General features: G+C 52.6%; 15 protein-coding genes and 1 tRNA gene. 13 read left to right on the top strand and 3 right to left on the bottom strand.

Going from position 1 to position 19,561, the window contains the following annotated elements; translation table 11 throughout:
* The first annotated feature begins 9 nt into the window (after nt 1-9).
* The 6 genes from ACHZB8_RS12120 to glmM all read left to right on the top strand — a co-directional run bounded on the left by ACHZB8_RS12120 (nt 10) and on the right by glmM (nt 7,850).
* Nucleotides 10-546 (top strand): hypothetical protein, encoded by a 537-nt coding sequence (locus tag ACHZB8_RS12120; protein ID WP_316860635.1) that lies wholly within the window; start codon nt 10-12, stop codon nt 544-546.
* Between the two features lie 229 nt (nt 547-775).
* On the top strand, nt 776-1,255 hold the full coding sequence (gene pal / locus ACHZB8_RS12115; protein ID WP_316860634.1) for a peptidoglycan-associated lipoprotein Pal: 480 nt from the start codon (nt 776-778) through the stop codon (nt 1,253-1,255).
* Between the two features lie 307 nt (nt 1,256-1,562).
* Nucleotides 1,563-2,558: a tol-pal system protein YbgF gene (gene ybgF, locus ACHZB8_RS12110; RefSeq protein ID WP_316860633.1), complete on the top strand. Its 996-nt coding sequence runs from the start codon at nt 1,563-1,565 to the stop codon at nt 2,556-2,558.
* Nucleotides 2,446-4,020, top strand: a complete 1,575-nt coding sequence (gene tilS / locus ACHZB8_RS12105; protein ID WP_316860632.1) for a tRNA lysidine(34) synthetase TilS — start codon at nt 2,446-2,448, stop codon at nt 4,018-4,020. Before ybgF ends, tilS begins: the two co-directional genes overlap by 113 nt.
* Before the next feature lie 248 nt (nt 4,021-4,268).
* On the top strand, nt 4,269-6,188 hold the full coding sequence (gene ftsH / locus ACHZB8_RS12100) for an ATP-dependent zinc metalloprotease FtsH (RefSeq protein WP_316860631.1): 1,920 nt from the start codon (nt 4,269-4,271) through the stop codon (nt 6,186-6,188).
* A 315-nt stretch (nt 6,189-6,503) separates the two neighbouring features.
* Entirely contained in the window at nt 6,504-7,850 is a 1,347-nt protein-coding gene (gene glmM, locus ACHZB8_RS12095) for a phosphoglucosamine mutase (protein ID WP_316860771.1), read from the top strand.
* Between the two features lie 77 nt (nt 7,851-7,927).
* Here glmM and ACHZB8_RS12090 read toward each other — a convergent pair whose 3' ends face one another.
* Nucleotides 7,928-8,848, bottom strand: coding sequence for a DMT family transporter (locus ACHZB8_RS12090; RefSeq protein ID WP_316860630.1), 921 nt, complete (start codon nt 8,846-8,848; stop codon nt 7,928-7,930).
* Nucleotides 8,849-9,268: 420 nt separating this feature from the next.
* On the opposite strand from ACHZB8_RS12090, the gene ACHZB8_RS12085 reads away from it, so the two are divergent.
* The 5 genes from ACHZB8_RS12085 to ACHZB8_RS12065 all read left to right on the top strand — a co-directional run bounded on the left by ACHZB8_RS12085 (nt 9,269) and on the right by ACHZB8_RS12065 (nt 16,751).
* Nucleotides 9,269-10,024, top strand: a complete 756-nt coding sequence (locus ACHZB8_RS12085; RefSeq protein WP_316860628.1) for a porin family protein — start codon at nt 9,269-9,271, stop codon at nt 10,022-10,024.
* A gap of 326 nt (nt 10,025-10,350) precedes the next feature.
* Nucleotides 10,351-11,514, top strand: a complete 1,164-nt coding sequence (locus ACHZB8_RS12080) for a phosphoserine transaminase (RefSeq protein WP_316860627.1) — start codon at nt 10,351-10,353, stop codon at nt 11,512-11,514.
* Between the two features lie 104 nt (nt 11,515-11,618).
* On the top strand, nt 11,619-13,208 hold the full coding sequence (serA, locus tag ACHZB8_RS12075) for a phosphoglycerate dehydrogenase (protein ID WP_316860626.1): 1,590 nt from the start codon (nt 11,619-11,621) through the stop codon (nt 13,206-13,208).
* Between the two features lie 608 nt (nt 13,209-13,816).
* The gene (locus ACHZB8_RS12070) at nt 13,817-15,112 is read left to right on the top strand and encodes an adenylosuccinate synthase (protein WP_316860625.1); all 1,296 of its coding nucleotides are present in this window, start codon (nt 13,817-13,819) and stop codon (nt 15,110-15,112) included.
* Nucleotides 15,113-15,179: 67 nt separating this feature from the next.
* A complete protein-coding gene (locus tag ACHZB8_RS12065) occupies nt 15,180-16,751 on the top strand; it encodes a hypothetical protein (RefSeq protein WP_316860623.1) in 1,572 nt (523 codons plus the stop codon).
* Between the two features lie 215 nt (nt 16,752-16,966).
* On the opposite strand, the gene rpoH is transcribed toward ACHZB8_RS12065, so the two are convergent.
* Entirely contained in the window at nt 16,967-17,854 is an 888-nt protein-coding gene (gene rpoH, locus ACHZB8_RS12060; RefSeq protein WP_316860622.1) for an RNA polymerase sigma factor RpoH, read from the bottom strand.
* A 122-nt stretch (nt 17,855-17,976) separates the two neighbouring features.
* On the bottom strand, nt 17,977-19,005 hold the full coding sequence (locus tag ACHZB8_RS12055) for an RluA family pseudouridine synthase (RefSeq protein WP_316860621.1): 1,029 nt from the start codon (nt 19,003-19,005) through the stop codon (nt 17,977-17,979).
* Here ACHZB8_RS12055 and ACHZB8_RS12050 point away from each other — a divergent pair.
* Nucleotides 19,004-19,378, top strand: a complete 375-nt coding sequence (locus tag ACHZB8_RS12050; protein ID WP_316860619.1) for a hypothetical protein — start codon at nt 19,004-19,006, stop codon at nt 19,376-19,378. The two genes, ACHZB8_RS12055 and ACHZB8_RS12050, sit on opposite strands and share 2 nt — an antisense overlap.
* 76 nt (nt 19,379-19,454) lie before the next feature.
* Nucleotides 19,455-19,529: transfer RNA gene (locus tag ACHZB8_RS12045), tRNA-Glu, on the top strand.
* The last annotated feature ends 32 nt before the right edge of the window (nt 19,530-19,561 follow it).

The following is a 19,561-nucleotide window of genomic DNA, read 5'->3' as shown; positions in this document are numbered from 1 at the left end:
GAGGACAATGTGCGTCAAAATGTTTTTGTCATTGTCTTCATCCTGACGATCTTCATGTTGATGATCCTGGCGCAGCAATTTGAAAGTACAGCCCTCATGGGGCTTGCTTTCCTTTTGCTGTCAGGAGCGGGCCTCGACAGAGGTCTTGCGGCAATGCGCTCCGGTTATGATCTGGATGGGGATTCCTATACCAATCTGTATTCTACAAAAAGGGGATGGGCGGCACGGATAAGCGGGTTTAATCTATGCCTATCCAGTCTGGTCTTTGCATTCATTGCCATCACGCTGGTCTTTGATGCTGGCGAGCTTGTGGTTGCCCTTCTCAAACCAAACATGGGTCTGGTTATCGGCTTTGGCGGTCTTTGGCTTGCGATTGCCGGCATTGGCCGGACCTTGGGGGATGAGGAAGGTAAGCGGTGGGATGGTGTCGACACGATTTTTCGACTTTTCGCACGGTTGACCGGTCCGATCCTCATTCTTGCGGGTGGTGTGATGATGCTGGGAGGCTGGATCGGATTTTTGCCGCTTATTGGCCGGATCCGGTAGTTATACATCACAAATTCACATGTCACGCAAACTTGTTGTTGCTTTTTTCTTATGCCTCAGTCTGGCCATGATTTGAATCGATGAAGCCCTTTGAACGGACAGTATTCTGGGGTATTAACAAGTTGGTAACCATGTTTAGGAACGTCCGGTTAACTAAAATTCTGCACTATAGCGTTTCATCCAAAGTTCTTGGGAAATTGGTGCTGAATTAATCGTAAGGGACAGGCAGATGTCATTTAGTGCAAATACAACTTTCCGCATGCTCTTCGGTGTCGTCTTGCTGTTCGCGGTGGCGGCCTGTTCTTCCACGCCCGACCGGCTTGGAGATGCAAATGGCTCAACTGCGACACCGGGATCTGCTCAGGATTTCGTCGTCAATGTCGGTGATCGTGTTTTCTTTGAAACCGACAGTACGGATTTGAACTATTCCGCTCAGGCGACGCTTGATAATCAGGCCGTTTGGCTCAACCAGTATCCGAACTACCGTATTGCCATTGAAGGTCATGCGGATGAACGCGGAACGCGCGAGTATAACATCGCGCTTGGTGCCCGCCGCGCCAATGCTGTGCAGAACTATCTTGTTTCCAAAGGGGTCGCTGCCAACAGGATGACAACCAAGTCCTATGGCAAGGAACGCCCTGTGGCCGTTTGTAATGATATTTCCTGCTGGTCGCAAAACCGTAGGGCAGTGACCGCGCTTGCCAACTAAAGAGGCATTCGCGCTTCTCTCTGGCGTTTTGTCTTCGCTTCATTGTCATTCAAACAAATTATCCGGGATGCAGGCTTGCACATTGCGTGTAGGCCTGCATTTTCCTATATTGTGGTTGGTGTAGAAGCGGGAATGGGTTTGTTTTGTTGTGCGCTTCACCGGCCCCGGATCTCGACGGGGTCAGCTTTGTTTTGGGACAGCGCCTTGTTGGCGTCTTTTCAGGATAAATGGCAGACAAAGTCTTTCGTTTGTTTTGGCAAGGTGTCAGTTCGGATGTCGCGATATTGTCGATATTGTGAGGAAATTCATGAATAGATTGTTGGCCACGACATTGGCATTGGTATTGGGTGGAAGCGGCGTGAGTCTGGCTTCCAACTCCTCGTTGCTGCAAGGGCTTGATGGCCGGATCCAGTCTCTTGAGGCGCAGGTTCGCGATCAGGCGGTGCCGCTTCCTCCTGTGGCCATCGGGCAGGAGACAGGTCGTATCGTGGTTGCCCAGTCTGCCGCCAGCCTTGCGGTCAGGGTTGATCGACTTGAAGAGCAAATGCGCCAGTATAACGGGCAGATAGAAGAGTTGAACTTCAGGGTTCGTCAGTTGCAGGAGCAATTGCAGCGGTTCCAGGAGGATTCCGAATTCCGTTTTCAGGATCTGGAACGTAAAACCGGGACGAAGAGATCAAGCATCAATCCGCCAGCCGAGAAACCTGCCGCGCAGCAGTTTGAGCAATTGGGTACTCCACCGCAAAGTCTTGGCAGTCTCTCGCAGAATCAGCTCTCGCTTGAAGGTGGCACAAAAAACAATTCAAGTCCGGGAGGCTCGCTGTCACAACCGGGTGCCGGGCCTATCGATCTGTCCTCCATGCTTTCGGGCAATGTGGGGGCGCCGGTTGGTGGCAATGACGGGTCCTACATCATGACCGGTGATCCCGCAACCGACTATGATACGGCCTACGGCTTCATACTGAACGGCAACTATCACGAAGCCGAAAGTGCCTTTCAGCAGTTCGTCAATGCTTATGGCGGAGACAGGCTTGCTCCGAACGCCTATTACTGGCTTGGCGAAAGCAAATTTCAGCAGGGTCAATATCGGGATGCCATTCAGGTTTTTCTCGATGCCTATTCGCAATTTCCCAATGTTCAGAAATCACCTGAAATGCTGATGAGAACCGGAATGGCCCTGCGTCAGATCAATGAAAAGGATGCAGCTTGTGCGACCTTTGAGGAACTGCTGCAAAAGTTCCCCAATGTCTCACCTGCCATTCGCCAAAAAGTGCAGGCTGAAATCAAAAGTGGCCAATGTTAAAGAAGACCGGAAGCTGGCTGATGGGCCGCTTCATGAAGATGACTATGATGCCCTTTTTGCCTGTTTGGCAGAATATACAGACCGATATAAGGCGAACAATAAAGTCCATGAACGGGTTTCCTGGCTCTCTCGCATTGTTCGCCTGAAAGGGCAATCTTCCGATCCCGTGCGTATCCTTCTTGCCGTATCTGGCGGGGCTGACTCGCTTGCGCTGATGGTGCTCTGCCACGAATGGTGCCAAAGGGCAGACATCGGTATTGAACTTTTTGTTGCCAGTGTGGATCATCGCTTAAGACCTGAATCTGGTGACGAATGTGCCTATGTTGCACAGCTTGCTCAAGAGCGTGGGCTGTCGCACAGGACGTTGGTGTGGGAGGGTGAGAAATCGCATGCCAATCTTCAGGCAGAGGCACGCGAAGCACGCTACAGACTCCTCACAGACTATGCTGAGGAAATGTCCTGTCATTGTCTCGTGCTGGCCCATCATTTGAACGATCAAGCTGAAACGGTCGTTATGCGTCTCCTGCGTGGTAGCGGCGTGTCGGGCTTGGGGGCCATGCACGAAGTTCAGCGGCAAGGCAGATTGACACTGTTACGCCCCTTTCTCTCGGTTCCCAAAACTCGTCTGGTTGCCAGTCTTCTGGAACGCAAAATCGAATGGGCCGAAGACCCCAGCAACAACAAGAAGAGCTATCTGCGGGCAAGAGTGCGGGCGATGATGCCGGTGCTTGCTGAGGAGGGATGTAGCCCGGAGCGATTGGGGGCGACAGCACGGCGGATGCAGAGGGCGGATGCTGCGCTTTCAACTGTTGTTGATAAGTTTTTTCAAGACGAAGCTCTTGAAGCGCCCGGTCATTCCCTTTGGGTGAATTTGTCGTCCTATTGTGCTCTGGCTGAAGAATTCCGTTTGCGGATTTTGCGCAAGGCGCTGATTTATGTTGCCGGACCAGCCTATCCTCCACGCGAAATTAAATTGCTGGCTATGGATGAGGCTCTTCAATCAGCTTATTCCAGACAATATGCACAAAAGAGAACCGTTGGAGGCTGTTGCTTCGATATGCTCTGGCGTGGCAAGGACGGCTTCTTTATTTATCGGGAACCGGGTCGGAATCCCCTTGAAAGTCCGCTTTTTTTGCAAAAACCAGTGGATTGGCTGGGTCTTTGCTCTGTGCGGCTGGCAGGCGAAGTCGATTTCGGCGATGAAAGGCCCGTGCTGCATGCGCTGGGCCAAGAAGGTCGGCTGATCTATGAGATGAAGGCTGGTTTCTTGAAAAGCGGGGCCTGGAATGATGATAATCTTCCGGTGCCTTTGATAGAAGCATTGCCTTCGGTATGGTGGCGGGGTGAGCCCTGCGCGGTTATGCATTGGTCTAATGAGCGCGACAAACCTGCTTTTAGGGTTGAATTTGAGGAAAACGATACGATTTTTTCATCAAATACTGATCTTGGACGAATGATATAATAATAATTAGGAAGAATTGGGTAGGCTTGCCTTGGCAAGGGCCCAATCAAGACCTAAATTCAACAGGAAGTGACATCGGGCGCCGATGAAAAGTGTGTCTTTTCTTCTGGCTGCCCTTAAAAATCTGGTGTGACATGTCGAAAATGACAACTGTTCATTGATGGTATGGCGCATCGCTCAAGAGCGAGAAGCAGGATGGCTGGCTCCCAGGAATGGCCCCCTGTTTCTGAGGAACCAAGGGAAAACATATGAACGCGAATTTCCGTAGTCTGGCTTTGTGGGTCATTATCGGCCTGTTGCTGGTGGCTCTTTTTCAGCTATTTCAAAGCCCGGCTCAGCAAGCGAACTCTCAGGAGATTCCATTTTCTCAATTCGTGACGGACGTGGAACAAGGCCGCGTCAAACAGGTTACAATTGTTGGTCAGCAGGTCAGCGGCCAGATGTCAGACAATAGCGGCTTTCAGACCTATCTGCCCGAGAATGACATCACGCTGATTCCGAAGCTGCAAGAAAATGGCGTCTCCATTACCGCCAAACCGCAAACCGAGAGCTTCTCGCTGCTTGGTGCGCTGGTGTCGTGGTTCCCGATGATCCTCATTCTTGCGGTCTGGATTTTCTTCATGCGCCAGATGCAGGGCGGTGGCAAGGCAATGGGCTTTGGCAAGTCCAAGGCAAAGCTGCTGACCGAAGCGCAAGGGCGCGTGGTATTTGACGATGTGGCAGGTGTTGACGAGGCCAAGGAAGATCTTCAGGAAATTGTCGAGTTTTTGCGCGATCCGCAGAAGTTCCAGCGTCTTGGTGGTCGTATTCCACGCGGCGTTCTGCTGGTAGGCCCTCCGGGTACAGGTAAGACCTTGCTTGGCAAGGCTGTTGCCGGTGAAGCCAATGTTCCCTTCTTCTCCATTTCCGGTTCCGACTTTGTTGAAATGTTCGTTGGTGTTGGTGCCTCCCGTGTACGCGACATGTTCGAGCAGGCCAAGAAGAATGCGCCCTGCATCATCTTCATCGACGAGATCGATGCGGTGGGGCGCCATCGTGGCGCCGGTCTCGGTGGCGGTAATGATGAACGCGAACAGACGCTCAACCAGTTGCTGGTCGAGATGGACGGCTTTGAAGCTAATGAGGGTGTTATCCTTGTTGCTGCGACCAACCGGCCAGACGTGCTTGACCCTGCGTTGATGCGCCCGGGCCGTTTTGACCGTCAGATCGTGGTTCCGAATCCGGATATCTCGGGCCGTGAGAAGATCCTCAAAGTTCATATGCGCAATGTGCCTTTGGCCCCGGATGTTGACTTGAAGACACTGGCTCGCGGTACCCCCGGTTTCTCCGGTGCTGACCTGATGAACCTCGTCAATGAAGCCGCCCTTCTGGCTGCACGTCGTGATCGCCGTCTCGTCTCCATGCAGGAGTTTGAGGACGCCAAGGACAAGGTCATGATGGGTGCCGAGCGTCGCACTCTGGTGATGAGCGATGAAGAGAAGAAACTGACCGCCTATCATGAGGCTGGCCATGCGCTGGTCGCGCTGCATATGCCGGCATCCGATCCGATCCACAAGGCGACGATCATTCCGCGCGGGCGTGCGCTTGGTATGGTGATGCGTTTGCCTGAAAAGGATCAGGTGTCCCTTACTCGCGCCAAGTGCAATGCCGATCTTGCGGTTGCCATGGGTGGTCGTGTCGCCGAGGAAATGATCTTTGGCTATGACAAGGTCACGTCAGGGGCGTCGGGTGATATCCAGATGGCAACGCGCCTGTCTCATGCCATGGCTACGCAATATGGCATGTCGGACAGTCTGGGGCCGCTTCTCTATGCTGGCAACGAGGAGGAGGTGTTCCTTGGTCATTCGGTTGCTCGTCAGCAGAATGTGTCGGACGAGACGCAGAAACTGGTCGATGCCGAAGTGAAGCGGTTTGTTGAGACCGGCTACAAGAAGGCTCAGGAAATCCTTACTGAACACAAGGATGAACTGATCACCATTGCCGAAGGACTTCTGGAATATGAAACCCTGAGTGGTCAGGAAATTCAGGATCTGCTCGCTGGCAAACCACCGATCAGGGAAGATGATGACGCGCCTTCAACACCCAAGGGGTCTGCGGTTCCAACCGCTGGCACAATCAAGAAGGGTGGGGAGTCCGATGGCGGCATCGAGCCACAACCCCAAACCTGATTTGTTGTCACATCAAAAAGAAAAGCGTCCTCAGGGGCGCTTTTTTTTGTGCGCGATCAAGTCCCGAACGTCCTGTTCGGGATCGCTTTGAAACTGTAATAACAGGAAACAAAGTTTGAATAAACTTATCGCGATATTACGAGATTTCTCGTTTAAATCGGAGTAAAGATGTCGACAGATTTGCATAAACTTGGCAAACCCAGCTCTGGTGGTTGAAGCGCTTCAACCGGATCGGGCCGCACAACCGATTTTGATCGGGTGGTACGGGGGCTTGGCCAGGATTGATTATTTGTTCTCTTGAAAGGTTTGTTGAGACTGATGGCTAAATATTTCGGAACAGACGGCATTCGGGGATGCGCCAACAAATTTCCAATGACGGCTGAAGTTGCCATGAAAGTGGGCATGGCGACGGGGAAGATTTTCAGACGGGGTAATTTTCGCCATCGCGTGGTGATCGGCAAGGATACACGCATTTCCGGCTATATGCTGGAGCCTGCTCTCACCGCAGGGTTGACCGCAATGGGTCTGGATGTCTTCCTTCTGGGGCCAGTTCCAACACCGGGTGTTGCCATGTTGACCCGTTCGCTGAGAGCTGATCTCGGCGTCATGATTTCGGCATCGCATAATCCATTTCACGACAATGGTATCAAGCTGTTTGGTCCGGATGGCTACAAGTTGTCCGATGAGATCGAGGAAGAGATCGAACGCCTGATTGAAACCGACATGTCCAGCAGTCTTGTGCCCGCGGAACAGTTGGGGCGGACCAAGCGCATCGACAGTGTCTATGACCGCTATATCGAATTTGCCAAACGCACCATGCCCAAGGATCTGTCTCTTGAAGGGCTGCGCGTCGTGATCGACTGCGCCAATGGTGCCGCTTATCGGGTCGCACCCGATGCACTCTGGGAATTGGGAGCGGAAGTGGTGAAAATCGGTGTCGAACCCAATGGGTTCAACATCAATGATCATTGCGGTTCCACCTCTGTGGGGGCGCTGGTTTCAAAGGTTCGGGAGGTCCGTGCAGACATCGGGATCGCGCTTGACGGGGACGCGGACCGCGTGATCATCGTGGATGAAAAGGGCAATGTGGTTGATGGTGACCAGTTGATGGCTGTTGTTGCAGAAAGCTGGTTCCGTGAAGGATTGCTGACAGCGCCAGGCATTGTTGCAACGGTCATGTCCAATCTGGGGCTTGAGCGTTATCTCAAGGGCCTCAAGCTTTCCATGATCAGGACCAAGGTTGGTGACCGTCATGTGGTCGAACATATGCGCAAGCACAACTACAATGTGGGTGGCGAGCAGTCCGGCCATATCGTGCTGAACGACTATTGCACCACAGGCGACGGTTTGATCGCATCCTTGCAGATTTTGGCGGTGGTCGTGAAAATGGGTAAGCCGGTAAGCGAGGTTTGCAATCGCTTCGAGCCGGTACCGCAGCTTCTCAAAAATGTCCGATACTCCGGTGGCGAGCCTCTTGAAGAGGAACCAGTCAAGAAAGCGATCGAGGCGGGCGAAAAGAAATTTGGCAGTAAGGGCCGCCTTGTCATTCGTAAATCGGGAACCGAGCCCGTCATTCGCGTGATGGCCGAAGGGGATGATCCTTCACTGGTTGAGCAGGTTGTCAATGATATCTGCACCGAAGTGGTCAAGGCGAGTGCCTAGCTGATTTGCTCACTGATTTGAAAAAAGGAGCTGCCCCTTGCGGAGTGGCTCTTTTTTTGTTTGTCATGCTCTGCTTTTCAGGTGGCCTGACCTGATGCATTTTTGATTTTGGGCCGCCTTTCACTGATCGCGAGGCCCAACAGGATGACCACCATGCCAAGCCAGGCATTGATTGGCAAGGTTTCGCCCAGAAAGAAAACGCCGCCGAAGGCCGTGCAAACAGGGATGATGTAGTTGTTCATGGCAACAAAGCTGGCGGTTGTCTGAGACAAAAGCACAAAGAGCACCAGAGAGGCCGATGCCGTCGGAACAACGCCAAGATAAGTCAAAATAATCCAGCTCATGATTGGTGCGGAAGAAATCGAACTGGCAGGTTCAAGCGAAAGGGTCATCAAAAGGAGCAAAATGGCTGCCGTGGTTACCACTGCTGTTGCCTTGTCTACATTGCTTGCGGCGGGCATTTTCCGCGTTACGACGCTGTTGAGGGCATAGCAAAGACTGGCAATGAAAATCGCCAATATGCCAATCAGTTCCATCCTGTGTTCGGCAGCGATGGTCTCGGCTCCGGGCTTGATGATCAACAAGAGTCCGACAAATCCGATCATGAAGCCGACTGCCTTGTTCTTTGAGAATTTCTCATCGGGAAGAAACAGGTGCGCAAATCCCAAAACCGATAAGGGAATCGTGCCCATCAGAATTCCTGCGATGGCTGAGCTTGCATATTGCGTTCCCCAGGCAATGAGGAAAAAGGGAATGGCGGAACTCAGGAGGGCGAGCCAGAGTACCCAAGGGGCATGATGCCACCTCAAACTCCAACGCGCTTTGACAAAAAGCGTGCGATAGAGAATGAGGACGATCGCGCCGGTGACAAGCCGGCCGGAGGTGACCCACAAGGGCGACAGGTCAGTGACGGCGACGCGTGTCAGCATGATGGCTGATGCCCAGGACAGGACGAGAAAGGCCATCATCAGCCAATGACGCAAGGAATGGTTTGACATTGTTTCCGGTATTTCGAAGTGAAAGTGAAAAACGCCACTGATAGTGGATGCATATGCCTAGTGGATTCATATGCCGTTTGCCTTGAGCCTTGATACATGGTCTTTTGCCCAATTTCCAGAATATAGAGAGGGAAAACGCCAAACAGGTCCGGTTTGCCGAAACGTGTCGGTGTTCGACTTCCGGTTGTTCGAGCTGGAAGGCCTAGAAAACCCAGGATTTTCAGACTTGGTAATGATTTATTAATAATGATTTTTGCAATTTGCAGTAAATTCCTACGTAAATATTACGAATTGCAAGTTTTTTGCGGTAATTATGCTTAATAATCGTAGTTAATTCAGTTTTAACAAAATTCTGTGATCTTTCTTTTTGAGTTTATGTCTCAGTTTCGTGTTTTAAAACTTGCGTCGAGAGGAAAAGAGATGAGCAGCCTCAAAAAAAATCTGTTTTTGAGTGTGTTCGGGGCCGCTATGTCAGCGTCTGTTGCCTTCGCAGCCGACTTGCCAGAGCCACCGATCATAGAATATGAACCAGAAGCACCGATTGCTATCGGCTCTGGCTGGTATTTGCGCGGCGACATGGGGCTTTCCGCCTACACTGGCGGCAAAGGGTCCTGGGTCAACGCGTACGGAACCAAAGTCAAGTTCCATGATGGTGACATCGAAAATGGCTGGCTGGCCGGTGTCGGCGTCGGTTACTATTTTGATGAGCATTTCCGCGCAGACTTGACCGCTGATTATCACTCCAAAGTGAAGTATAAAGCGAAAGCTCCGTGTCTTGACCCGTGTAATCATGCTTTGGACGATTCGTCTGAAACAACTGATTTCAGTGCATGGACCCTGATGCTGAACGGCTATTACGATCTCACCACCTGGGGTGCAATCACGCCTTATGTTGGTGCTGGTGCTGGTTTGGCCTATGTCAGAGCAAGCGACTATACATCAACCAGTGGCTATGTCTTTGGTGACGACGGCAAAACCAACTTTGCCTGGAACCTGATGGCTGGTGCTGCATTTGACGTGTCTGACAATCTGAAGCTTGATGCGAACTACCGCTTCATGTCATTCGGTAAAGCACAGAGCGATGTGCCTACGTCCAATTCGACCGAAAATCCAGCCAAGTATGAAGATCTTTATGCACATCAGTTCCGTGTCGGTCTTCGTTACGATCTGAACTAGCAAGGGCTAAGCCGAGCCTGAGCCAAGGATTGCTGGCCATTGTTGAGGGTGCACTAACCGTCACCGAATGATGGAGCCTTTCCGGCTCGGCGTCGAAAAAGACCTCTCGAAACAGGCGACTGTTCACTGTAGCAGTCGCCTTTTCGCTGTTTGCGTGTGATTTCAACCACGGCATGCGCTGAACGCGCCTTTATGCATCCGGAGCGTCATCCCCTCCTAATTCTTGTCTTGCCCAGATTTGATTTGACGGATCCAGGAAATTGGGATACCCCGATCAGTGGGACACCTCTCCCCAACGAGAGGCAACTATCTGTGAGGGTAGCATTATGAGCGCTATTACGACACCGGCCGTGCGGCCGAACAATCCCCATTTCTCTTCTGGTCCATGCTCCAAACGTCCAGGCTGGTCTTTTGACAGCCTGAAAGACGCGCCACTGGGCCGTTCTCACCGAGCAAAACTTGGCAAGGCCAAATTGAAAGCGGCGATCGATCAGACCCGCGACATTCTCGGTGTTCCTGCTGATTATCGCATTGGCGTCGTGCCTGCGTCGGATACCGGTGCGGTGGAAATGGCCCTGTGGTCTCTTCTTGGGGCTCGTGGGGCAGACATCCTCGTGTGGGAAAGCTTTGGTGCCGGCTGGGCGACTGACGTTGTCAAACAGCTCAAGCTTGAAGACGTGCGAGTGATGAAAGCCGATTACGGCCAGATTCCAGACCTTTCCGCGGTGGATTTCACACGCGATGTGGTCTTCACATGGAATGGCACGACTTCTGGTGTGCGCGTCCCCAATGGCGACTGGATCCCTGCGGATCGCGAAGGTCTGGCGATTTGCGACGCAACTTCCGCAGCTTTTGCGCAAGATCTGGCTTGGGACAAGCTCGACGTTGTAACCTATAGCTGGCAGAAAGTGCTGGGTGGTGAAGCTGCTCACGGCATGCTGATCCTGTCGCCTCGCGCGGTTGAGCGTCTTGAGAGCTACACACCGGCGTGGCCGTTGCCAAAAATTTTCCGTATGACCAAGGGCGGTAAACTGATTGAAGGCATTTTTGAGGGTGCTACCATCAATACCCCCTCCATGCTTTGTGTCGAAGATTATCTTGATGCGCTGAAATGGTCCAAAGATCTGGGTGGTCTGAAGGGCTTGATGGCGCGTGCGGACAAGAATCTTGCAGTTCTTGAAGCCTGGGCCGAGAAAACCTCTTGGGTTGACTTCCTCGCCAAAGACAAGGCTATTCGTTCCAATACGTCCGTGTGCTTCACGATCGTAGATCCGGATATTGCTGCATTGGACGCGGATGCTCAGGCAAAATTTGCCAAGGCTCTCGTTGCCCGTCTCGACAAGGAAGGCGTTGCTTTTGACATTGGCGCCTATCGTGATGCGCCTACAGGGCTTCGCATCTGGGCTGGCGCGACTGTTGAAGCGTTCGATCTTGAAGCGTTGACCGAGTGGCTCGACTGGGCCTTTGCTTGCGAAAAGGCGGCTCTGTAAACCAGAGCCCCAACTTTCATTTCGACAATTACCGTTTCCAGAGGTCAGGTGCAATCGGGCTTTGAAAGCCCTTGCGCCGACCCGACAAGCATGAGGATAATCCCATGGCAAAAGTTCTTATTTCTGACAAACTGTCGCCAACCGCTGTTCAGGTCTTCAAATATAAAGGCATTGATGTCGACTATCTTCCCGATCTGGGCAAGGACAAGGACAAGCTTGCGGAAGTGATCGGCAAGTATGACGGTCTGGCAATCCGCTCTGCGACCAAGGCAACCGAAAAGATTATCGCGGCGGCGGATAATCTCAAAGTGATCGGTCGTGCCGGTATTGGTGTTGACAATGTCGATATCGAAAAGGCAACCCAGCGCGGTATCATCGTCATGAACACGCCGTTCGGCAACTCGATCACGACCGCTGAACATGCCATTGCAATGATGTTCGCCGTTGCTCGCCAGATTCCGGCGGCAGATGCGTCGACGCAGGCCGGTAAGTGGGAAAAATCCAAATTCATGGGTGTCGAGATCACCAACAAGACTCTCGGCATCATCGGCTGCGGCAATATCGGTGGTATTGTTGCAACGCGTGCCGTTGGCCTCAAAATGAAGGTCATCGCGTTCGACCCGTTCCTTTCTCCGGAGCGTGCTGTGGATTTGGGTGTCGAAAAGGTCGAGCTTAACGATCTTCTTGCTCGCGCAGATTTTATTTCCCTGCATACACCTTTGACCGAAAAGACCCGCAACATCATCTCGGCCGCTGCGATCGAAAAGATGAAAGACGGCGTGCGTGTCATCAACTGCGCACGCGGTGGTCTTGTCGATGAGGCTGCTCTTGCCGAGGCCATCAAGTCTGGCAAGGTCGCAGGCGCCGCATTTGACGTGTTTACCTCCGAGCCAGCCAAGGAAAACCCATTGTTTGGCCTGCCGAATGTGGTTTGCACCCCGCATCTGGGAGCGTCCACGTCTGAAGCTCAGGAAAATGTGGCTATCCAGGTCGCCGAACAGATGGCTGATTATCTGGTCAATGGAGCGGTTTCCAACGCGCTCAATATGCCATCGATCACGGCTGAAGAAGCGCCGCGCCTGACGCCATTTGTCAAGCTTGCTGATCAGTTGGGTTCGTTTGGAGGCCAGTTGACAGAAACAGGGCTCAAGGGCATTCGCATCGAATATGAAGGCGATGTCGCTGAGATGAACACCAAGGCGCTGACCTCCGTGGTTCTTGCCGGTGTTCTGAAGCCCTTGTTGCAGACCGTGAATATGGTGTCTGCACCGGCTGTTGCCAAACAACGTGGCATCACCGTTGAGGAAACCCGTCGCGAGCAGACAGGGGCCTATGAAAACTATATCCGTGTGACCATCGTTACCGAGCGTCAGGAACGGTCTGTTGCCGGGACGGTCTTTGGCGATGCGAAACCCCGGATCATTCAGATCAAGGGCATCAACATGGAAGCCGAGCTTGGTGAGAACATGCTTTATATCACCAACAAGGACAAACCCGGTTTCATTGGTCGTCTTGGGACATTGCTTGGCAAGAATGAGCTGAATATTGCGACATTCAACCTTGGCCGCAAGGAAGCCGGTGAAGATGCCATTGCGCTCATCGAAATCGATGGCACGATTGCTGATACTGTGATCGCGGAAATCGAAGCACTGGAAGGCGTTGTTCAGGCAAAAGCCCTGCGCTTTCATGTCTAGTTTTCGTTGCCTTGCAGTTAGCAGTTGATTGCATTGGAGGAAGGCGCCTTGCTAAACCAGTTCGCAAGGCGCCTTCTGATTTTTTGAAATTGCTGGCGTTCTGATTTATTCGTGTCTTTGCGTATAGATTCGGCGAATTTCTACTCCCGAGACGAACGGTGCATGCGTTTGGCGAGGAAATGCTTCTTCTTTCCCTTAATTAGCGATGCAAATTTGTTTCAGAGTCGTGTTCAAGTGCTTGAAAAGTTGGTTTCTTGCTCGCTTCACAATAAAGAATTGTCTATAGTCCGCTCGCTTGGTTTGACTTGTTTGGCCTCGGTTTCTAGTAAAGTTCGGTGATTCCTTTGAGTTTTCGGAATCATGAGACATGCTGGGACGGACTGGAACAGGGGGATTTCGACCGTTCCGCGCATCGGACTGGACCGGGAGAAGCGCTAGCCACACGAATAACTGTGTCTCTTTTTGTCAAGACTGGAGGCGCAAATCGGTGGGATTGGATTGTTGTACGATCTGACGAGATTTGGTTGTTCTGAATTTCTCCATTTTTATTTGCGAGAAGACAATAAACTGATCCCTCTCATTGATAATTATTAAAGGAGCGCACATCGATGGCAAATGTTGTGGTCGTCGGGTCGCAATGGGGCGACGAGGGAAAAGGTAAAATTGTAGACTGGCTGTCAGAGCGAGCCGATATTGTGGTCCGTTTTCAGGGTGGCCATAATGCCGGGCATACGCTGGTGATCGACGGTGTCAGCTACAAGCTGAGCCTTTTGCCATCCGGTGTCGTGCGTCCGGGCACAATGGGCGTGATCGGCAACGGTGTCGTGCTTGATCCCCATGCGCTGGTGGCGGAAATCGGACGTCTTGCAGAGCAGGGCGTAACCGTTTCCCGCGATAATCTGAGGATCGCAGAGAATGCTACCTTGATCCTGTCGCTGCATCGCGAACTCGATGCAATGCGTGAGGAAGCCGCTTCTGCGGGTACCAAGATCGGTACCACAAAACGGGGCATTGGCCCGGCCTATGAAGACAAGGTTGGTCGCCGGGCGATCCGGGTGATGGATCTTGCCAACAACCAGACCCTGCCTGCCAAGATCGAACGGCTTCTTGCTCATCACAACCCGTTGCGCCGCGGTCTTGGTGTCAACGAGATTGATCCAAATGACATTTATCAGGAGCTCATGAGCGTAGCCGATCAGGTCCTGCCTTTCATGGATCAGAGCTGGCGCCTTCTGAATCAGGCCAGCAAGGCTGGCAAACGCATTCTGTTTGAAGGGGCGCAAGGGGCATTGCTGGATGTCGATCATGGTACTTACCCATTTGTGACGTCGTCCAATACCTCGGCCGGTCAGGCCGCTGCCGGTTCTGGCCTTGGCCCGACGCAGCTTGATTATGTGCTCGGTATTACGAAGGCCTATACCACGCGTGTGGGCGAGGGGCCTTTCCCAACCGAGCTTTTTGATGAGGTTGGGGCGTTCCTTGGCGAGAAAGGGCATGAATTCGGTGTGGTTACGGGGCGTAAGCGCCGCTGTGGCTGGTTCGATGCGGTACTGGTGCACCAGACCGTTTGCACCTCTGGTATCACCGGTATAGCCTTGACAAAACTTGATGTTCTGGATGGTCTGGAAGAAATCAAGATCTGCGTTGGCTATATGCTGGATGGAGAAGAGATTGACTATCTGCCTGCATCTCAAGGGGCGCAAGCAAGGGTCAAGCCGATCTATGAGAGCCTTGAAGGTTGGACTGAATCCACCAAAGGGGCACGGAGCTGGAAAGATCTTCCCGCACAGGCGATCAAGTATGTTCGTCGAGTTGAGGAGTTGATTGGTGCGCCGGTTGCGTTACTCTCTACAAGTCCGGAAAGGGACGATACGATTCTGGTTCAGGATCCTTACGAGGACTAGGAAGGCTTGCCTATTGTCTTTGTTGGTGCGATCTTTCTATTGTCAGATCGTTCCGGCAGGCAAATGAATGGAATGGAATATGGCGGACTATTACGTAATTTTGAAGCGCGCAGTCGAAGCGGTGCCAAACCAGTCTAGAGAGCAGCGTCAAGCTATCTATGACAAGGCGCGTAAGGCATTGCTGAACAAGCTTCAGAATATGGATCCGCCATTGCCCCCGTCTGATATCTCCAAGCAGCGCATGATTCTTGAGGAAGCAGTCCGGTCTGTCGAACGCGACCTCAACAGCGAATCGGAAAAGAAGGCGCAAGAAGCTTCAAGCCCAAAGGCCGAGAAAGACAGGGCTGAGGGCGAGGCCAATGCCGAGCCTGATGAGGGCGACGAGGAGACGTCATCCGATTCGTCAAAGGCGCTCGAGCCAAAGAAACAGAAGATGGGCGAGATTCTCCCTCCTGCCAATAGCGAGAAGCAATCCCCGACCGACAAGGTCGTGCGCCGCGCTGGGCAGGATGTTCTGAAAAATGCGGTAAGGGATGCCAATGCTCTGGGGGCTGCTACAAATGCGGCCGTCAAATCGGCGCAGGATGCTGCGGACGCGGTTGGTGAGGAACGAGAAGGTGAAGGGGCACGTATCGAGCCCACTTTGGGTGATGCCGTTGTTTCTCATTCCAAGACTTACAAACGCAAGGATAGCGGAGAAGGGCACTCGGACGAGCCAGATTACAAGATCGGCTTTGATGAGGAAGACGACACCAAACCGCGTTTTGGCTTTTTGGCGCTTGTTGCGCTGGTTGTCTGTTTCGTGCTGGGCAGCGGATATCTTGTCTATGCCAATCGGGATTCCCTTTGGGGCTCGGGTGGCAATGAAAGTGGCAACAGTGTCGTTGTCAGTCAAAGCAATGGCCAGACAACACAAGTTCCAGGCAACGACAAGACTGACAGTAATGATTCGACGTCCATCCCTGCCAAATCCGTGAAGACCATTCCTGTTTCTCCGACGCCTCAAAATGCTGATAGTAGCGCTCCTGCCAATGACGGGTCTGCGGCGCAAAGCGATCAGGATGTGAATGCCGATACGACCGGAACTGGTGGAGACAGTGCTACAGCGCTTCCCGTGGCCCAACGGTCCATCCTTTATGAGGAGCAGGGAGAGAATGGCGAACCGGGGTCTGCCTCTGCCGGTGAAGCCTTATGGGCTTTGCAAGGTGAGGGTGTGAATGCTGTTGTCAACGTGGATGCGACCATTCCGGACAAGAAAATTTCCTTCAATCTGAAGATCAAGAAAAACCTTGATGCGGAGTTGCCTGCATCACACCTGATCGAGATATCGGCAATCCGCGAGGAGGCGGATGAAAGCAAGGCGATCGTCAAGGTGCCCGGCCTTATTCTCAAGCCAACCGAACAGAGCAGGGGCGAGGGTCTGGTTGGTGCCGCAATCCGTATCGACGATAATCTGCATTGGGTTGCCTTGACATCAGGGGCCAGAGAAGAGCGCTATAATCTTGAGCTTCTGCATTTGCGCGGATGGATTGATATTCCGATTCAATATCAAAGTGGTCGGCGCGCAATCCTGACTCTTGAGAAGGGCGAGCGTGGTGATCAGGTGATTGATGAGGCCATCGAGGCCTGGGCTCAATAGGGCCTTCCTTGTTCAAAGCAGGGTCGTTGCTTCATCTACATGGCGCGACAATGGCCAAATGCCCCTCTGCCCGGCCAGCATCCCCCATATGGCATTCTTGCCAGATTATGGGGTGTGGTCAAACAGCGGCGGATTGGTCATAGAGCCTGTATTACAAGGATCCTGTATTTCAAGCAAAAGCGAAAGGGTTTGTGCCATCATCGGAAACCCGATGTTCAAGCCGTTTCAAGGGTTTTGGCGGCCTGGGTCTGAACCTCTTTTTGCACTTTTTCAAAGGCGCGCACTTCGATCTGTCTGATGCGCTCGCGACTGACTGAGAATTCTTCTGACAATTCTTCAAGGGTTGCCGGTTTTTCTGCCAAACGACGGGCTTCGAAAATACGGCGTTCACGATCATTCAGAATGCCCATGGCGTTGGTGAGCAACTCCATCCGGTGCGTGAATTCTTCCTTGTCGGCGAGAACTGTTTCCTGGGTGTCGCTTTCATCAACCAGCCAATCTTGCCATTGCCCACTTTCTCCATCGGATTTGAGCGGAGCATTGAGAGAGGCGTCACCGGACAGGCGACGGTTCATGGAAATGACTTCCTCGTTACTGACGCCAAGCTTCTCGGCGATATAGTCGACCTGATCCGGTTTCAGATCGCCATCTTCTAGGGCCTGAATCTGGCCCTTCACTTTGCGGAGGTTGAAGAAGAGACGCTTCTGGTTTGCGGTGGTGCCCATTTTGACCAGTGACCAAGAGCGCAGGATATATTCCTGAATGGATGCCCGGATCCACCACATGGCATAGGTGGCGAGGCGAAAGCCCTTGTCTGGGTCAAAGCGCTTGACTGCCTGCATGAGCCCGACATTGCCTTCTGATACAACTTCGCTCACTGGCAGGCCATAGCCTCTGTATCCCATGGCGATCTTGGCGACGAGGCGCAAGTGGCTGGTCACAAGCTTGTGTGCGGCCCCCTTGTCTCCATGCTCGGCATATCGTTTGGCCAGCATGTATTCTTCCTGCGGCTCAAGCATGGGAAAGCGGCGAATTTCGTTGAGATAGCGACTGAGGCCTCCCTCTGAGGAGAGAGCTGGAACATTGCCTGTTTCATTCGTCATAAAATAGTCTCCCGATGGTCCCCCAAAAAAAGATGCGGCAGGACGGGTTGCGCAGCCAGTGCGGCCTGAGCATAGATTTAATATATAGAGACAATTACGTTAATTTCAGGGCCTTGGTTCAATTAAATTGACATTTTTTTCAGTGCCTTCATTACATTTTGCAAATCTTCAGGCATATCGCTTTCAAAGATCATCTCTTCGCCCGAGATCGGGTGGACAAATCCCAGCAGACCGGCATGCAGGGCTTGGCGTTTTCTTTCCTCGATATCGCGAGCGAGTGTTTCGGGCAGCTTGTTCAGTTTGGACTTGAAGCCTTGCCCATATTCGGGGTCACCAATCAATGGGTGACCGATATGGGCCATGTGAACGCGAATTTGATGTGTCCGTCCCGTTTCAAGACGGCATTCGACCAGAGAGGCGAGGATTGTGCCCTCGGATGCGAATTCTTCGATGAGCCGATAATGGGTGATTGCCTGGCGCCCGCCGACTTTCAGGACTTTCTGTTTGAGGCGGTTATTCTGGGACCGGCCGATTTGGGTGTCGATGGTGCCCTTTTTCTTGTCAAGCTGCCCCCAGACAAGAGCCATATAGGCTCTGACCAAGGGGCCTGAACGGCCATGGTCGGCAAATTGATCGCTCAGGCCCTTGTGGGCAACATCATTCTTGGCAACAACAAGCAGGCCTGAGGTTTCCTTGTCCAGTCGATGGACGATGCCGGGCCTTCGTACCCCGCCTATGCCCGACAGACTGTCTCCACAATGGTGGATCAGGGCGTTGACAAGTGTTCCTGACCAGTTGCCTGCCGCCGGGTGAACAACAAGCCCTGCGGGTTTGTTGACGACAACAAGGTCATCGTCCTCAAAGACGATTTCCAAAGGAATGTCCTCGCCAAGTGGAGTCGGATCTTCTGGCGGGGGCAGGGTGACAGTTATCTGATCGCCGGCATTGACCCGATGGTTAGGCTCGACTATCGTCCGCTCTGGCTGATCAGGGCCTTGAATGGTCACCTGACCGTCCTTGATCAGGCTTTTGAAACGAGATCGGGAGAGCCGCTCCTGTTTGCTGGCGATGATGGCATCGAGGCGTGTTCCGGCGTCGGTTTCCTCGACTTCAAAGGTCAGAATTTCAGAATCAGAATATGAGTCAGACATGGTGCAACAAACTACCGACCAGCATGAAGCTGGTGAAGAGTCCTCTCAAAGCCAGGAAATGAAGGACGTTGAACGAAAAGTGCGCAGAATGCTCATGTCTTCGGTTCTGGTCATGGTTTTCGGCATTCTGGCGGTACTTGGTGTTCTTATCTACAAGAGCGTGTCGAATAATGAAAGTGTTGGCACGGGTCAAGTGGTTGGTGGTGCAATTGTCAATCAGCTCAAACCCGGAGAAACGATCCGTTCGATGATGATCGAAAACAGCACGGTCTATCTTCTTGTCGATGGCAAGGGAATGACCAGTGTTCTGGAAATGAACAAGAAATCAGGCTTCGTGACGCGCCGTATCGAGTTTATTCCACAGGCGGACTGAATATTCACAGTTTCGTCAAAATCGTCTCTTGCGCTTTGTCTGAAAGCTCCCTATAAACCGCCTCACCGATTGATGAGCGCCCTTCGTCTAGCGGTTAGGACGCCGCCCTTTCACGGCGGTAACACGGGTTCGAGTCCCGTAGGGCGTACCACTTTCGACAAAAAGCCCTTGCAGCTCAGGTGG

The sequence above is a fragment of the uncultured Cohaesibacter sp. genome, assembly GCF_963556055.3.
In the GTDB taxonomy this organism is placed as follows: domain Bacteria; phylum Pseudomonadota; class Alphaproteobacteria; order Rhizobiales; family Cohaesibacteraceae; genus Cohaesibacter.
This window is presented reverse-complemented; position numbering and strand designations above follow the sequence as displayed.

Bases quoted from the DNA above. Each gene is read 5' to 3' on its own strand.
- pal (WP_316860634.1), top strand. From the start codon at position 776: ATGTCATTTAGTGCAAATACAACTTTCCGCATGCTCTTCGGTGTCGTC.
- ybgF (WP_316860633.1), top strand. From the start codon at position 1,563: ATGAATAGATTGTTGGCCACGACATTGGCATTGGTATTGGGTGGAAGC.
- tilS (WP_316860632.1), top strand. From the start codon at position 2,446: ATGAAAAGGATGCAGCTTGTGCGACCTTTGAGGAACTGCTGCAAAAGT.
- ftsH (WP_316860631.1), top strand. From the start codon at position 4,269: ATGAACGCGAATTTCCGTAGTCTGGCTTTGTGGGTCATTATCGGCCTG.
- ACHZB8_RS12090 (WP_316860630.1), bottom strand. From the start codon at position 8,848: ATGTCAAACCATTCCTTGCGTCATTGGCTGATGATGGCCTTTCTCGTC.
- ACHZB8_RS12085 (WP_316860628.1), top strand. From the start codon at position 9,269: ATGAGCAGCCTCAAAAAAAATCTGTTTTTGAGTGTGTTCGGGGCCGCT.
- ACHZB8_RS12080 (WP_316860627.1), top strand. From the start codon at position 10,351: ATGAGCGCTATTACGACACCGGCCGTGCGGCCGAACAATCCCCATTTC.
- serA (WP_316860626.1), top strand. From the start codon at position 11,619: ATGGCAAAAGTTCTTATTTCTGACAAACTGTCGCCAACCGCTGTTCAG.
- ACHZB8_RS12070 (WP_316860625.1), top strand. From the start codon at position 13,817: ATGGCAAATGTTGTGGTCGTCGGGTCGCAATGGGGCGACGAGGGAAAA.
- ACHZB8_RS12065 (WP_316860623.1), top strand. From the start codon at position 15,180: ATGGAATGGAATATGGCGGACTATTACGTAATTTTGAAGCGCGCAGTC.
- rpoH (WP_316860622.1), bottom strand. From the start codon at position 17,854: ATGACGAATGAAACAGGCAATGTTCCAGCTCTCTCCTCAGAGGGAGGC.
- ACHZB8_RS12050 (WP_316860619.1), top strand. From the start codon at position 19,004: ATGGTGCAACAAACTACCGACCAGCATGAAGCTGGTGAAGAGTCCTCT.
- ACHZB8_RS12055 (WP_316860621.1), bottom strand. From the start codon at position 19,005: ATGTCTGACTCATATTCTGATTCTGAAATTCTGACCTTTGAAGTCGAG.